Annotated in this window: 18 protein-coding genes; 3 read left to right on the top strand and 15 right to left on the bottom strand. The window is 59.2% G+C overall.

Annotation, left to right across the window (positions count from 1 at the left end):
• Window positions 1-6: 6 nt before the first annotated feature.
• The 7 genes from FHS75_RS16615 to FHS75_RS16585 all read right to left on the bottom strand — a co-directional run bounded on the left by FHS75_RS16615 (window position 7) and on the right by FHS75_RS16585 (window position 4,883).
• Entirely contained in the window at window positions 7-660 is a 654-nt protein-coding gene (locus FHS75_RS16615; RefSeq protein ID WP_179408782.1) for a hypothetical protein, read from the bottom strand.
• A complete protein-coding gene (locus FHS75_RS16610) occupies window positions 657-1,535 on the bottom strand; it encodes a DsbC family protein (protein WP_229735710.1) in 879 nt (292 codons plus the stop codon). The genes FHS75_RS16615 and FHS75_RS16610 overlap by 4 nt, the downstream gene beginning before the upstream one ends.
• A gap of 9 nt (window positions 1,536-1,544) precedes the next feature.
• A complete protein-coding gene (locus FHS75_RS16605; protein WP_179408781.1) occupies window positions 1,545-2,831 on the bottom strand; it encodes a TrbI/VirB10 family protein in 1,287 nt (428 codons plus the stop codon).
• 5 nt (window positions 2,832-2,836) lie between these two features.
• Window positions 2,837-3,634 (bottom strand): type-F conjugative transfer system secretin TraK, encoded by a 798-nt coding sequence (locus FHS75_RS16600; protein ID WP_179408780.1) that lies wholly within the window; start codon window positions 3,632-3,634, stop codon window positions 2,837-2,839.
• A complete protein-coding gene (locus FHS75_RS16595; RefSeq protein ID WP_179408779.1) occupies window positions 3,631-4,194 on the bottom strand; it encodes a type IV conjugative transfer system protein TraE in 564 nt (187 codons plus the stop codon). The genes FHS75_RS16600 and FHS75_RS16595 overlap by 4 nt, the downstream gene beginning before the upstream one ends.
• 1 nt (window position 4,195) lies before the next feature.
• On the bottom strand, window positions 4,196-4,480 hold the full coding sequence (gene traL / locus FHS75_RS16590; RefSeq protein WP_179408778.1) for a type IV conjugative transfer system protein TraL: 285 nt from the start codon (window positions 4,478-4,480) through the stop codon (window positions 4,196-4,198).
• 85 nt (window positions 4,481-4,565) lie between these two features.
• Window positions 4,566-4,883, bottom strand: a complete 318-nt coding sequence (locus FHS75_RS16585; RefSeq protein ID WP_179408777.1) for a hypothetical protein — start codon at window positions 4,881-4,883, stop codon at window positions 4,566-4,568.
• A gap of 354 nt (window positions 4,884-5,237) precedes the next feature.
• Here FHS75_RS16585 and FHS75_RS16580 point away from each other — a divergent pair, with 354 nt between their 5' ends.
• The 3 genes from FHS75_RS16580 to FHS75_RS16570 all read left to right on the top strand — a co-directional run bounded on the left by FHS75_RS16580 (window position 5,238) and on the right by FHS75_RS16570 (window position 6,703).
• Window positions 5,238-5,585, top strand: a complete 348-nt coding sequence (locus FHS75_RS16580) for a hypothetical protein (protein ID WP_160729026.1) — start codon at window positions 5,238-5,240, stop codon at window positions 5,583-5,585.
• Between the two features lie 153 nt (window positions 5,586-5,738).
• Window positions 5,739-6,149, top strand: a complete 411-nt coding sequence (locus FHS75_RS16575) for a hypothetical protein (RefSeq protein ID WP_179408776.1) — start codon at window positions 5,739-5,741, stop codon at window positions 6,147-6,149.
• Window positions 6,150-6,427: 278 nt separating this feature from the next.
• On the top strand, window positions 6,428-6,703 hold the full coding sequence (locus FHS75_RS16570; protein ID WP_179408775.1) for a hypothetical protein: 276 nt from the start codon (window positions 6,428-6,430) through the stop codon (window positions 6,701-6,703).
• Here the strand turns inward: FHS75_RS16570 and FHS75_RS16565 are convergent.
• The 8 genes from FHS75_RS16565 to FHS75_RS16530 form a co-directional block, all read right to left on the bottom strand.
• Window positions 6,683-7,558, bottom strand: coding sequence for a lytic transglycosylase domain-containing protein (locus FHS75_RS16565; protein WP_244959132.1), 876 nt, complete (start codon window positions 7,556-7,558; stop codon window positions 6,683-6,685). The genes FHS75_RS16570 and FHS75_RS16565 overlap by 21 nt on opposite strands.
• Window positions 7,559-7,651: 93 nt before the next feature.
• Window positions 7,652-8,149 (bottom strand): RES family NAD+ phosphorylase, encoded by a 498-nt coding sequence (locus tag FHS75_RS16560; protein WP_179408774.1) that lies wholly within the window; start codon window positions 8,147-8,149, stop codon window positions 7,652-7,654.
• Window positions 8,146-8,622, bottom strand: coding sequence for a type II RES/Xre toxin-antitoxin system antitoxin (gene parS, locus FHS75_RS16555; RefSeq protein WP_063612609.1), 477 nt, complete (start codon window positions 8,620-8,622; stop codon window positions 8,146-8,148). The genes FHS75_RS16560 and parS overlap by 4 nt, the downstream gene beginning before the upstream one ends.
• Before the next feature lie 685 nt (window positions 8,623-9,307).
• On the bottom strand, window positions 9,308-9,529 hold the full coding sequence (locus FHS75_RS16550) for a hypothetical protein (protein ID WP_179408773.1): 222 nt from the start codon (window positions 9,527-9,529) through the stop codon (window positions 9,308-9,310).
• 237 nt (window positions 9,530-9,766) lie between these two features.
• Window positions 9,767-10,204, bottom strand: a complete 438-nt coding sequence (locus tag FHS75_RS16545) for a hypothetical protein (protein WP_054527753.1) — start codon at window positions 10,202-10,204, stop codon at window positions 9,767-9,769.
• A gap of 124 nt (window positions 10,205-10,328) precedes the next feature.
• Window positions 10,329-10,727, bottom strand: a complete 399-nt coding sequence (locus FHS75_RS16540; RefSeq protein ID WP_054527752.1) for a single-stranded DNA-binding protein — start codon at window positions 10,725-10,727, stop codon at window positions 10,329-10,331.
• Window positions 10,728-11,382: 655 nt separating this feature from the next.
• Entirely contained in the window at window positions 11,383-13,059 is a 1,677-nt protein-coding gene (locus FHS75_RS16535) for a UvrD-helicase domain-containing protein (protein ID WP_179408772.1), read from the bottom strand.
• Entirely contained in the window at window positions 13,056-15,053 is a 1,998-nt protein-coding gene (locus FHS75_RS16530; RefSeq protein WP_054525567.1) for an ATP-dependent nuclease, read from the bottom strand. The genes FHS75_RS16535 and FHS75_RS16530 overlap by 4 nt, the downstream gene beginning before the upstream one ends.
• Window positions 15,054-15,163: the final 110 nt, after the last annotated feature.

Below are 15,163 nucleotides of genomic sequence, written 5' to 3'. Positions count from 1 at the left end.
CGCGGTTCACTCCACCACGCCGGGAAACGATGCGGCCTGCCGCCGCGGCTTCGCCTGCTGGCCTGCAAGGCGTTCGGATACCTGCGCCTCGATCGCCGCGATGGGATCGGTCCCTGTCGCGACGGCGACTTCCTGCGGCTTTGCCGTAGGATCAGCCGCGGGCGGGAGGATATCGGGGGTGATCGCGAGGAACGGCGGGGCACTCTCCGCAGCCGCAAGCAGCCCCTGGTTGCGCGTGGGATGGCGCCCGCGCATCGCCATCGCGTCCATCGCATCACCGCGACCGGGCAAGACGGCCTCGGTCCTGACGGTCCGCCGTGCGTGGATCATGCCCGTCGCATCGGTGTAGCCCGGAAAGACAACGGCAAGCTCGTAACTGGGGGCACTGGTCGCCGTCATGGGAACGGACGCGAGAACGGTGCTGTGGACCGGAGCATCGATCCCGTCATCCATCTGGTAGGGACCGGTGGGATTGAGCAGATCGGTGGAGCTCGTTTCCTCGATCCGCGATATCGCGTTGTCGTCGATCACGGTGGAGGGGGCGCACACACCGTCGGGAGCATCGCACCGGAAACTGCCGCTCACATTGGTGCCCAGTGTGGTGCAGGCCGAGAGCGCGCCGCCAAGCGCGGCGATGGCGAGAATGGCTCTGCTGTTCACGATGCACTCCCTTGGATCCAGCTTTCGAGGAATTCGCGGGGGCGGTAGCCGTGAACGACGGCACCATCCTCGCGGACGATTACGGGGGTTCCATTGAAGCCATGCCGGTGCGCGAAAGCTTCGTTGGCATCGAGCCCCGACGTGTCGCATTCCGATCCGGTGGTAATCGACCCGCCATCATACGCCTGATTCACGGCACGGCGCTTGTCGGGGGAGCAGATCACGGCTTCGGAAATCGGGCGTGTGCCGAGCACCGAGATTGGGCGCTCGACGACTTTCACGTTGAGCGTCTCGAGGGTCTCGTGAAGCCGCTTGCAATAGCCACAGCGGAAGTCGCTGAAGACGGTGACCGTCTTCGTCCCCCGGCCCATCACGACCGCGCCGTTCTGCGGCAACGCAGCCAATGCGCGAGGGTCGATCTGATCGTCGATCGAGCCGCGCGTGGCATCGCCTGCGGCGGTCGCTTGCATGTCGGCGCCGGGCGAGGCCGACTCTCCGCCCCCTCGCCCGATCAGCATGTCGGGGTTAATCTCGAGCAGCCGCGCCGCCGTCAGATCCTGCTTGGTCTCCATGTCGTAGACGCGGCCGATAATGAGATAGCGAGCGCCGTGATCGATGTAGAAGAGGTTCTGCCGAGCCTGCACCTCGCATACGCCCTCGATCTTCTCGCAGTCGATCGCCGTGATCTCGGTTTTGGGCAGGCGTTCGGCGAGGGCCTGTTGCACGGCGGAGTCCGAGGAACTCTGCGCGAGAGCCTGGGCTCCGAGGGCAAGAACGCCTCCCGCGCCAAGGATCCCGACCGCTTGAACGGTCCGGACGAGAGAGGCTTTATGATCGCCGTGCATGAGCCGCTTGAGGGTCAAATTCTTCAGCATGATTGCCTCTCAGTTCCTGATGAAGGTGCCGTCGAGGAACACGACCTCGACACTTGCGCCGGTGGGCATCTCGACGACGGGCTGATATTGCTCCGCGCGCTCGATGAGATATTCGGAGAGGGTCGTGCCGGCCTGTTCGGCACCGCCGCCAAGAGCGCGCAGTCCGACCTCACTTGCATCCGGGTCTTCGCGACCCCCCGAGATGATGGGCGCGTTGAACGAGCCGTTGAGGGCGCTGCCGGCGCTGCTGACGAGACCAGCGAGGAAGGCCTGAGTCGTCAGAGACCCTTCGCGGCTGACCACCCGGCCGCGAACGCCGACCTTGCCGCCGAAGGCGATGAAGCCCTTCACCTCCGACACCGCGAAGCGGCCGCCAGGCTGCGCGCAGGTCATGCGCTGGAGCTTTACGTAGACCTTCTCCGAGGAAAGGTCGCCGTAAGCCGCGCCGTTCACCATGCAGCCCTGTACGCGAGTGGCGAGAAGCCGGCCCTCGCTGTAGACCGAGCGCGCTGGTCCGGTGATGCGGAGAAGGACCGGGAGCGGATCGCTCTGGCTGCGTGTGTTGGTGGTGGCGTCGACCCCGACGACCACCGTCGCCTTCGCGATCGAGTTGGGAGGCAAGTAGTTCGGAGAGTCTGTGTAGATGGCGGGCGACTTGGAAGCGTCGATCCGCGAACCCGTGCCATTCGCCGTGAACGAGACCATCTGCACATCGTTGGCGCGCCGCGGCGGCTGCGGCGTCGCCGCGACAGGCGATGAGGAGGGGGCGACTCCCAAAGCCTGTGCGGCGGCGACCGGACCCGGAGCACTCGGTCGGGCGTTGCCGCGGCTCGCCTGCTGGCGTAGCTGCTCGTTCTCGCGCTCGTATGCTTCCAGAACACGCTGGCCATCGCGGGCCATCGCGGCGTTCTCGTTGCGCAGGCTCTCGACCTGCGACTGAAGCTCCATCATCTGGCCGGCCTGCGCCTCGACGCCCTTCAGCCGCTGCCCCTGGGAGTTGATCTCGCCCTCGTACATGGCGACCCATTCCTGGTCGACACGCTGGCGGTTCATGAGAGCGTCGGTCGAAACCGTGGTCTCAGTACCGTCGTCCATCGCCTGTTCGATGGTATCGTCAGTATCGAGGACGTACATCGACCCCGCGATCGCGATGAGGCCCACCAGCCCGTACATCAGCATCTTCTGACGCTTCTGGGTCTGGTCGTTCTCCGCGATCGAACCCCTCTCGTCGAGCTCATCGTGCTCGTCATATCCGGCGGCATCCAGATCCTTGGGTTTGCGCTTCAGGAGATCCATCTCAATTACCTTCCTGTGGGGACGACGACATAGACGGCAGTCGCCTGCCCACTCGCGAGGTCACGGTTTGAAATGCTGACGGCGATCGCACCGTCGCCGGCGATGAGCTCTTCCTGCAGCGTCATGGGAGCGGCTCCGGTGTTCTCGATCCGAAGAACCTTGCCCGTCATGGTCGGGCTGCGATATTCGCTGACCAGCTGGACCTTGATGTCGCCGACGTTCACCGGCGCGCGAGCGGCGTCGCTGATTTCGAAGCCCGTCACGGGACGCTGTTCGAACATCGCCCGAACGAGGCCCACCGCACGATCGTCGAGCGAAGCAGCTTGCAGCGTTTCGGCCTGCGGCTGCGGATGCTCGATATCCGCGTTGGCCACGAAGACCTGCAACGCGCCGTCACCCGACACCTGACAGTCGAACTTGTAGACGTATCCCTTCTGCGTTGTGCCGAAGAAGGAAATGTTCGGCTTGGTGTAGCCTCCCGGCACCGACAGATAGATGTCGCCGCGCGTGGGTTCGTGGACAATCGAGAAGTCCTCTGCCTCGATACCGCTCTGGACGCGCGACACGGCGACGAACTGATCGTCCTTGAGCGCGATCCGGGTAAGGTCTGATTTCGACGCCTGACAACGTACCTCGCCGTTGTCGACGGCGAGAATGTGTTCCTGCGCGAGTGCGGGCGCAGCCGACATGACGAACGCGCCTGCGATAAGCGCCGCGCCGCTCAAGCGCGTAAGGTAGCAGTCGAGGCGCGAGGCCAACAGCCCGCCGGAGACGATCATGAGCGAAGAAATGACGGGGTTCATTCTTCCTCTCCTTCTTTCACGACGACGCCGAAGCCCTTCAGGCGGAGCGAGACGCCGGTATATTTCCAGTGGAACTCGAAGACCTTGTGTTCGCGGCGGACGTCGCGCGAACCGACGATCGTATGGAGGACGCCGCCGACCTGGCTCGTGAGTTCGTCGGGGTTGGTCCTGATCCAGTCGATGGTAACGAACTGCGTGACCTGCGAGCCTTCCTGCTCGGCCATGATCTCCATCAGCTTGGCTTTGAGCGCGCCGCGCGATTCCGGCGCGGCGATCGCGACGATCCCGTCGAGCCAGTACTGGAGGGTTTCAGGCGAGCGATTGAGCGCGAGCTGCGCGGTGTCGCGCGTTACCGCCTCGAGATACTCGGGCGTGACCGACGAGGAGCTCAGCGTCATTTCGCTAGGGAGGATCGGCTGAAGGACGACCTCCCGATCGCGCGTCGAGGCGGCCGTGAACATCACAACCACAAGGATGCCGAGAACGATACAGATGAGCGCGAGGAGATTGCGCTGTTTCAGCGTCCGTTGCGACGCCTCGTGAGCAAGAGAGAGTTCCATTTCAGCCCGCCATCACACGAAGATGAGAAGGCGGAGCGACCTTCAGACCAAAGAACCCACCCGGCAGATGCCAATAGGCAAAATGCAGGACCCAATACATCGAACGCCCGGCTTTTAATTTGCGATAGAAAAACCATGCAGCGGCGCTGAAGAAAAGTCCGATAACGATGTGCTGCGCTAGAATTCCCCATCCGAATGGAATCAACATTATGAGGAATTCATCAAGCGTCCAGAACCCGATCAACTCGGGATCGTCGAGGTGTCTTGGGATTGAATACTGGTCCAAAGGTCGTCTCCGCCAATTTGGGGGCGGCTGCGTATCGCGAGGCAATCAGCAGGCCGCATCCCGTGGTGAGAGTCCGATCGAAAAATCAGACCGTACCGGTAATCGTCGAGGTGACGATCGGCACGCCCGTGCCGGCACCGACGCCCACACCAACCGGGATCGCGACCTGGCCAAGCGAAAAGCGACCGGAGGCAAGCGCCACGATGCCGCCGGCAAGCGACAGGACGGTGATGATCTTACCGCCCGAGCCTTCGAGGAAATTGGTGAACTGCGTCAGCGCGGTATCGAACGTGGAGTCGGTACCGGCCATCGCGGCGTCGATTCCGAATACGCTCATCCCGGCTACTGCAGCCAAAGCGACGGCAAGGTTCGCGCCGCCCTTCTTGAGGTCGAGTGCTTTCATTGTCTTTCCCTTCTGGTTTGACGAATGGCGCGATGCGCCAAGGCCAGAAGGGGAGATCGGGAACCATTTCTCAACTATTGCGTCGGTATCTTTAGCTTTACCCGACTTCGAATCACCGTTTGCATGGCCACCCGGCATCGAAATTCGTCCCGGCCGGGTGCAAAAACGAAGCCATTTGGCTACGCCAGTGTGCCTGCCTGGCAAGAAATCGGACCCACGATGGCCCGAATACAGAGCCAGCTGGCCTGTATGCAGCGCCACCTCCCCCATCTAAACAAAAAATCTGATTCTCTGACCTTTCGAGCCGCTGACAGGGCGCGCCCGCACAAAGATTTGAGGGGGCGAGGAGGTTCTATGTCAGACGACAGCGAGGTTGTGCATGAGTTGCTGATGGGCGAGCAGCCCTTCGCGATAATCGCGGACGCGATCCGAATCCTCACGGTTGAAAGGTTGAAGTTTCAGCGCCTGAAAGACGTTATTATTGAGGCCATTAACTCCCGCCCGAAACCTACCAAGGAACAGCTCAAGCTTTTCGCGGGGCAGCTCCCGCTGGACGGCCGAGTGCGGATCTATCTTCGCCTTTCGCGCCCACTCAACGCCAGATTGGACGAGATAAAGACTGATTTGAGTGAGCGTCTCGGTGGCCCATGCGGTGTCCGGGAGACGGTTGTTTTCTGCGCGCTCGTCATTTCTCAACGATAAAGTTTAACTTGCCAAACATCGCTACCCTCTTCCAAGGTATGCGTATGCATAGGGCGGGGCATCGGAGGAACTATGTCCGAGGGGTCACAGCGAGCTGAGATAAAAAGCTGCAGTCAGCTTCAGGAGGAATATTCGGTCCTCATCAGAGATCAGATGCAGAAGCGCGGCGTGAGCGTGCGGAAGCTGGTCAACGAAGGAGTCATCCGACGTAGCCATCGCAACCGTTTCTTCGAACGCATTGCCGAAGGATCGCTCCCGATCGCTGTGTTCCATGCCGTGTCTGCACGACTCGAAATCGATCCGATCCGCGCTGCGATCACAGTTCAGTGTTTCTCGGACCCAGCTTCCTATGAAGATCCGTGCTGCGAGACCTCGGCTCTCGTTGCGATCGCGATGGCCACCCATCTGCCAGGCGAGCTCGCTGCCTGCGAAGGCACCTTCGAGACCATTCGCGACGAACTCTGCAACGGAATTGCAAAAAACACGTCTTCCGCAATCGCCAAATACCACCGCAAGCTCGAAGACCGACGCAACGGTGGAGACTTCGATTTCGCCTACGGTTGAGCGTTGCTCGGACTACCTGGCTGGTCTCTGCTGGGCATCCGGCGCCCCTGATGTCGCAACATAGCGCTCTCATTGCCGAACAGCGATCTGGCGCAGAATGAAATACGGAAAGCAGCGGAGGTCTAAATGAAAGCCCTCGTCGCCAATCAAGCGAAAAACGGCGATGTCAATTTCAAGCATACGCGGTTCGGACGGAACGAGGCGATGTTCGGTGAGCTGGATCGGACGGCTTCGGGCTCGGTCACCATATGCAAGAGGCACGCTGGTAGCCAGGAGTCATGAAGCAAGAAGCTCTCATCGCCTGGACGTCGCTCTACATTGCCGTCGGTATCATGGCGCTGATGTGCGCTGTCCTCGCCGTTCTGGTAACCGCACACGATTGGCGCACCGGAAGGTGGCGTCCCGCCCTCGCCACCCGTCTCGACAAGACGCTGCTTCTGCCAAAGATCTGGCTTCGCTGGCAGATCAACTATCTCAAAGGCGCACCGGTCATCGTCGGGGTAGCTTTGTATTACGCCTGGAGCGTGGGGTTCTCAGTTTTCTGGGATCTTTGACGCTCGAGAGAACGTAACGAGCTGGATCCTCCTGAACGGGTTTGGAGCGAGTAACCGCCGAGACGGCACTTCGGGAGCCGCTCCGCCATCAAGCGTCGACATGATCGCTCGCACATAATTGCGGGTCTCCCGGAAAGGCGGGATCCCGTCATACTGCTCAATGCGGCCCGGACCAGCGTTATAAGCCGCCAGCGCAAGTTCCCACGAACCAAACCGATCGAGCTGCTCGCGCAGATAACGCGCGCCACCAGTTAGATTCTCACGCACGTCCCAAGGGTTGCGGACATTCAGATAGCGCGCGGTCCCTGGCATGAGTTGCGTGATTCCCATCGCGCCTGCATGACTTCGCGCGTGGGGACGATACCGGCTCTCTTGCGCAACCAATGCATCGAAAAGCCTTACGGGAACACCCGCTTCGCAGGCTGCTGTAAGGATGTCGTGAAAATAAAGGCGTCGGCGCGATTGGGCGTCCGCGCTGATGCCGTACCGAGGAAAGTATCCTTTCGTGAGGCAATCCGGATCAGGAAAGTATGCTCTGCGGCGATAGACGCTATAGTCGAATTTCGGGCGCCCTCCCCTCATCCAATCCGGCACGAAGGTCGCTGCCGGAACAAGGTCGAGTGACGGCTCGGCCCCGGGCTCCATAGTCGCGTCGAGGTTCGCGAAGTCGGCCTCGAGTGCGGAAGCTCGTGATGGCAGAGCCTGGGAATCGTTCAAAGGCGAAGCCGCCGATGGAACACCCGGTATGAGCATTACAAACGCGGACGAGCGTTCTGGCGAGAAAGTTTGCAATTGCGCTTGCTGCGCGGATGCCGGGACAGACAGGAAGAGGATTGCAACCAGTAGATTTTTCATAACCATACCTTTCGGCATGGTTTTTCTATCGCTTCGCTCTTCTAGATGCGCCCAGACTGATAGGCAATACTCCGCAATCGATCCGCTCTCATATCACGGGTGAAGCCGCGTATCGAGCGCGAAGCGTTCCTGCTCGACCAGTTCATAAGCACCGGCTGCTTTCACGGGATCGAACATCAAGTTCCAGCTTTTTGACGACACGGCGCTCGGTATCAGCAAGAATGCATGGTTCTCGAGTAGTGCGTTGCCGAACGTCTGCTGCCCTGCACTCGGTATCCCTGGTGACAGCCAGTTGGGATTGGGTACGTCGCCCGGTTGCACGATCTTTACCGTCAAGGGATCCTTAACGCGCAACGCAGTCAATACGTGTGGAACGGTATCAAGCACGCGGAAGGTCTTATGGACCGCAACCTCAAGAATAGCGGTAGACGGATCTATCGCGCAGTAAACCACTCTCTTGCCTGGAGCATTCCACCGGCCTCCGACGCGATAAGCGCCTTCGCCGCTATTCCATGTCGCTCTGAAATCGTCGTGGTCGAGACGCCAGGCGTGGATGTCCTCAGACCCCAGCCCTCCCGGTAGCGGCGTCACGCGTATACGCCATATTTCAGTCGTTCAAGGTGGGTTTCGACTAGCTCCGTGCCTGCCGGCGTGCTGAGAAGATCGATCGGCAGACGCTGATTCAGCCCCAAGGCTGGGCGGTTGAAGAATGCCTCCGCGTCCTCTTGATTTCCGAACACCTCGATTGCTTCCTCGAGCAGCTCAGCGAATTTCCACGCCCGTCCGCTTTGTTCAAGGCTCAATCGCTTCGGCGAATCCTCCCTTTTTCGACGCTGCAGGGTACGAAGACTGATACCCATCGCCTTCTCGAAAGCGCCGGGCTGCTGCAACAAGGCAACGTTCTCGGACAAAAAGATCAGTGCTCCGCCGGGGAAACCCTTTTCGATCACCTCGTGCGCGTCGAGACGATTGCGGAGCGGCCGCTTGAAGGTTGATTTGCCCCCAAGCCGGCGGCCCGCTCGGGTAACGATCGCATCATCCTCTCGTTCAATCACTGTCGCCATATGTCACCTGTCGTTTGTAGAGCGACATATGGCATCGAGAGCGATCTTGTCAATTCACTGTGAGCCCCAAGAGACTGATGCGTGCAGGCGATTTGGCGGGGTTTCAGTCTCGCTCAGTGCCTCACACGGCCGGGTGCGGAATAGCTGGCGTCAGGCTTTTCGTTTCATAAAGCTGACTTCCACCACTGCGTCCGGTGTGCCTGTCAAGTTCCCAATTGCGCGGACGTCTCCGGTAGCTCGCCAGTTCCGCTCAATAGATTGAATTTACGCGATTATTTTCGGAGCGAGAGCAAATGGGGTTTGCTGGGACAACGCGAGATTTCGGTCGAAAAATGCCCTGGGCTACAAGCTGGCCTTGGCTTGGCGGAAATTGCGCTCTTTGAACCGTAACCTGCCGGACTCTGCAACCGGCTCGAAACACATGACAAAATCCCAGGTTTAAACGCCCAAGCACTGATGATCCGAGGGCAGCTTCCAAAGCTCAAAGGGTACGATTGCTCACGCTACTGGCATTGCGGTGGGGACCAGATGGCCATCGAGAGACGCGATGCTGTCGGATGCTTGATGCATTCCCAATCGCGCTGCGATTTCAAGACTTCTCTCTGCGAATTGGTCACCCAACTCGCCCCTGCGAACAACAAAAAATGGGCAGGAACCGTTGCCGGTCCCTGCCCTGTTCGTGCGGTCAGAACTCGTCTGACATCGCCCCGTGGATTGTGTGCACCACGCGCGCTGCAAGGTGTGCCGGAAGAGCATTGTAGTCACCCTCGTCCAGGGCAAAGTATCCAAGACGTTTGTCCTCGACGATGTGTTGATCGAAGAAGCTGTGCAGTGCCCGTCGCTCTGCAATAGCCAGCGCGGCAAAGTAGCGATCCGAGTTCGAATTGATCCGAGCAATTGAAGCCATTGTATCCTCCTGATGTCTGCCGTTGACGGCAGGAGCAGGACGGATGGGCGTGCGGCCGGCGGGTCAGGGATCGCCCACTTGGGCGACCGCGAAGCGGCGGTAGGGGTAACGATTTTGTCGGACCGTAGCGTAGCGAAGGGGAGTCAAAATGGTGGGACCCTGCCGTCCTTGACGCGCCTGTTGCACGGCCATCAGAATGGGAGAACGTGAGCCAGGCCCCTCCCCTCCGGTCCCAAGCTAGATAGCTCCCGAGACCTTCTGCGCGACCTCTGTCAGCGTCGCCTGCAGGCGGTTGATCTCCGATAGGCTGGTCCCGCTGGGCACGTATCGCGTCACAAGAAATTCGCGCGACTGCGACATGGCATGCAGGTGTTCCCGCGTCCGCTTCCGCAGCACCAGCCCAAGCTCGACTGCGAGGTCCGCCCTTGCCGCGAGGTTGTGCTGGAGACCCCGGACCTCGCCCGCGCTGTGACCCGATCGGAGAAGGAATGCGTTGAGGTAAAGCTCGACCGCATGAATCGCGACCATGCGAAACGGCGCCCGCGACCTGGGTTCTCCGGGCCGTCCATTCTGCACGAGAAGCTGGGCCGCGATCCGATACTCATTTGCAAGTGCCACAACCTCGGCTGCAGTCGCGGCCTCACCCGGATAGCAAACGATCGCCTGGTCAGTCATGGCGCTCTTCGTAGCACCGCTTTTGCAAACGATTACTGAAAGTTCTTCGGCGTTCCATACGCGAGGAAGGGGCCCTGTCCGGCTGGGACAGGACCCCTTCGGGAGGCGAGATCGAGGTGAGAGTTCAGTCGATCTCGGGAGCGTCCTGGTTGTCGTGATCGTCACCGCTGCCGTTGCCGCGCGAGAGGAAGTCGACCTTGTCGGCGAGGATCTCGGTGCCGTAGCGCGTGCCCCCGTCCTTGTCCTCCCACTGGGTGTAGTGGATGCGGCCCTGAACACTGACCAGCTGGCCCTTGGAACAGTACTGGCCGACGGTCTTGGCGAGGCCGTTGAAGCAGGTAACCCGGTGGAACTCGCTTTCCTTGGCGGTGTAGCCGTTCTCGTCCTTGTAGGTCTTGCCGTCCTTGTCCCGCGCAGGGCGATCGGTGACGACAGTGATCCCGGTGACATTGGTGCCGCCCTTGGTCTCGCGGGTGTCGGGATCGCGGGCGATGCGGCCGGTAATGATGGCGATATTGGTCATGATGGTAGTCCTTCAGTTCCTTAAACCGGAGACCATCTCCGGCTTGCGAACATCCAGAAGAAGCAGGGCATGGGAGGACTGCACCGCAGGGGCAAAGCTCCAAGGGAAACCTGTTCATGACGGGTGGTGCGGGCAGGCAGCGCAGCTGCCAACACGGCCGGAAAGGAACGGGTTGCCGTCCTCAGCTGACCTGGTTCAGGACTGTTCGCGACTAAAGCCGGATGGGTATCGGGTGTGGGTCTGCAGGCTCACTTGACCTTTCCTGCAATCAGCTAACGCCATCGCCCTCCGATGCCTCCAGGAGATCCATGAAGTTGCAGGCTGCTTCTCGGTCTTGCTCGTTCTCGAACGCCACATCGAGATCGGGGGCTGACCCGAACATGTGCAGGAACGATCACAGGGCAAAGTGCTCAGCGGCAGCGTAATTTGAGGCAGATAAGTCCGTACTGCGCCCTCTAGGTAGCCTTTCGACATGGCTCGCATCGTCCTTAAAAGTGGTCGTCCGTCGGGCCGATGGACCGCAGTGCAGGAGCAGGATCAAAACGCCGTCGCTGCTGGTGAATCGGAAGTCGCGGTTGGCACGCGCATCGCTGCATAGTTGAACGATGACCTGGGGCTCGTACTAGCGGCCTGTCCAACATGCGCTGCCACTTGATCACATGGCTACCGCGCTGGCCCCGAAAAGCGCCTCGATTTTGGCCTGGGCCCCAACCCCGAGGTCAGCCACAATCAGCTTGTCTTTGGCGCGCGAGCAACAAACATAGAAGAGGTGGCGGGTTCTCCGCTCCCGGCTTTCGCTGGTGTCGGTTCCTGCCAGCAGCTTGCCAAACGAGTATTGGTTCCAGTTCGCGCCAGCGTCATCCAAAACCACGATCACGTTCTGAAATTCATCGCCTTTCACGCCGTGTTTGGTTGAGAACGGCATGCTGTTTTCCAGCACGGCGCGGTAACGACTGACTTCCAGATAGGGCACCGCCAGAAGAAGATCCAGAAAGGCCTGATGCGCTGCCTCGGGCGATCCTGCCTCGGCAGCCACCACAGGGCCTGCCACGGCCGCTTCCAAGTCATCAAGGAGTGTGACCAATTGCGCTGCCCGCAGATGCATTAAGATTGCTTCAATCGTTCCTCCGGCATCAATTAGTTTGATGAGGTCATCTAGGGCCGCCTTCACTCGCGCCTTCTCGGCTGGCCCCGCGATCGGGATCGGGCGTTCCTTCAATGAACTGATAGCGCGCCCCACCCGCCCTTCACGCCAAGCAGTAATAAATGGCTCGACTTTTTTAAGGAAGAAGGCTGCAATCGGGTCTTCGCCGCTCTGAAACTTATCTTGCGTAAAGCTTCCCCGACTGGCGAAGGCTGCCAATAGATCGGCATATCCGGCCTTGCGGGCGATAAGGCGGTGAGTGAGGAATAGAACCTTCAACTCGCCCTGTACACTCCAGCCGAAGACATCCTGCGCTTTCTGGACGGCGAGTTCGGCAATGTCCGCGTCCGGAGCCGTGCCGGTGAGACTGACATACACCGCGCCCCCCGGTAAATTGGCACCCGCTGGCTCCTGCTGAATGTCAGTTCGGACCTTGTTGAGAACGTCGATCACCGCCTTGGAGCACCGATAGTTCTCCTCCTTCTTGATTTGAACCAGCTGTGCCTGCTGATCGGCCGACAATTCGCCGACCCCTCCCGAATAGATGTTCTGCATCTTGTCGCCAAAGAAACCGATCAGCGGGGGATGCTCTGTCTTAAGAAGATGATCCAACAGGGCGGAGACAACCAGCGGATCAGTGTCCTGGTATTCGTCTACAAATATGAACGGGAATCGAGCGGCGACCACTTTCGATAAAAGCGGATGGTCGTGGAACATAATGTGAGCCACGCCCAAAAGGTCGTCGTGAAAAATTCGGCCTTCCAAGAAGTTTGCGCCGCGATCGGAGTAGGCGATCGTCGGTACCGTCTTTAAAGCTTCTGCCAATTCCTCCTGATCTTGCTTTCTGCGGCTGCTTGCAGGCAACCGGTCATTGAACGCAAGAAGGGCGGGCCTCAGCTCTTTCTGAAAGTTTTTGATCGAGGCCCATAAGAAGTCGTGGATCGTTGAGACCACAAACAAGGGGTCGTGCTCTGTACGCTCGATGATCTCATTCTTTGCTACATTCGTGAAAGTAATGCAGGCCACACGCTGGCCTTCCCCGATAACGCTCGAACGGTCCGGTCCTCGAATGAAATCAAGAGCGCGAATGAGGGACGATGTTTTGCCCGAGCCCGCCCCGGCGTCGATCAGGAAGCTCTGTCGCGTGTGCAGACAATCCAGGATTTTTTCGTCCGCTTCCGTCATCATTTTGCGGGATGCTCGGCCAGCCATTGGAGGCCTTGTTGAATATAGAGGGGAATCTCCCAGCCTGGTGCGCCCATCAGATCGAGGGCGAAATCGACCTTCCCGAGCTTGCCGCTCAACTCCCACGCTTGTGCTGTCAGGCCTGCGTCTATCGCTTTCTTGACGGCAGCCTTAGTCGTGCTGAGCTTGGCATGATTGTCAGTCAGCCAAGTGATGTTGGCGTAGATGAATGCTTCCTCGAATGAACGACCACAATGCCCGTCCTGGGTGACCTGATAGGCAACCCGAATGCAGCCTTGCGTCTTGGCCGCATTATCGCAGGCTTGCAATTCTTCGACGGTTTCCTTCTCGGGAATCCATTTGCGGAGACAGGCGTTGCTAGTGCTTTTCCCCGTCGCGACCGGGCATTTTTTTCCTCCGTCATCGACCGAGTCCAGGTCGGTAATGATCAGGCTCGGAATGCCAAGAAAGTCGATGATCGGCTTAAACTTATGGGCGTGCCCCCCGCCCACCTCAGAAATGCTGACATACTGACTTCCGAGCGTCTCGCAGCCAGCCACCTTGGCTTGCTCCTCAATCATCATTGGGAGCAGCAGCCGCTCGACCTGGCCTTCCACGAAGATGGCCTTGTCCGCGAAAAACAGATCGCAATGAGTCAGTCGAACATAGCGGCGCAGGAAGTCGAGAAGGTCGGGGTTGTGTGGTGGCAGCGGTAGCTGCGAAAGGTCCTGCATGACGACCTGACGGCCAACCCTGCGGAAATAGCGCACGGGCTCGAACTCAGAATGAGCGATCATGTGGGACGAGTGTGTGGAGAGCAGAACTTGTGCTGTCGTCCCTCCGTCCGTTTCCAAAACCTTCGAAATCTCGCTGATGAAAACCGTCTGCATCTGCGGGTGCAGGTGCGCCTCGGGTTCTTCAATCGCGATTATATGAACGCGCGGCTTGTCGCCCATCGTCGCGTCGATCGCAGCGCGGAAGGACTCCAGCTGCAGGACAATGTAAATCAGGTTTTTGTAGCCGAGCCCGTTATATTTTTCGGGCAGCTCGAACTCCTCCATTACTCCTTCTTTTTCGGCGTGTTCGCTGGCATAATATATTCGCGCATTGTCACGGTAAATTGTTTCTGCGCTCAGTTCAGCACGTACCCTCAGGTCCGGCGCTTTTTGGCCTGGCGGATAGCCAAAACTCTGAAGGCGCTTCGTCAAACGGCCAAAGGCTTTGCCGTACATCCCCGTAAGGTCGCCTGCGCTCGCCGTGAGTGCATCTTCGATCGCTTGATAACCGGCAGCGTCATCGACCCGATAGAAGCGTTCGTAATGATCGTGGAGAAGTTTTGAGAGCTTCGCGGACCGGCTTCCCTCATCGTCATCGACGTGCCGCTGAGCGGGCACGATGTCGATGCGCAGTAGGGATTTCAGCAAATTGCCGTCTTCGAGTTGTTCCACTTCTTTGCCGTCAGGGGACACTTTGAAGAAAACGCGTTTGAAATGATCTCTGAACGTCTCTTTCAGATAGTCGCACAGCGAGACGTCTTTGCGAGGCCTGGCCCCAAACTCGTCGAGAAGCTTTTTCGCGTTCTCCAGTCGATAGTCGATCCGCATGCGCACTCTGCTTGTGCCAGGCGTAAGGTCCATCAAAAGCTTGGTGGCTGCAACGAGGTCGGCGGGATCTTCGCCATAGGAAAAGGTCAGATCGAGCCGCATACGCGGTGTAAGCCGCCTAAGCAGCTCAATCTTCTTTTCTGGATCAGCTTCAGCCGCAACCTTTCGCTCGATCCGCTTCAGGTCCCGGTGGCGAAGCTGAGAGAGGTCGTGGAAGGAGATTTTAGGAGCCTCGGCTCCTTGCCCGATAAACAGCCGGAGAGCCTCCATTACTGAGGTTTTCCCGCTATTGTTCGGCCCCACCAAAATGGTCGTCGTTTTGTCCTGGGCGAGATCGATTGAGAGTCGGCGCAGCAACCTGAAGTTTCGGATCTTAATGTTCTCAAGGCGCATGCGGTCATTATCTCAAATGGCTCGAAGATCTCGAAGGTGACTGTAGGGCCATCCTGACACAAGGGGGAAGTAGTTTGCTATCGAATTGAACCGGAATCGCCTGTCACTCG

The organism is Novosphingobium marinum, assembly GCF_013408095.1.
Lineage (GTDB): Bacteria > Pseudomonadota > Alphaproteobacteria > Sphingomonadales > Sphingomonadaceae > Novosphingobium > Novosphingobium marinum.
This window is presented reverse-complemented; position numbering and strand designations above follow the sequence as displayed.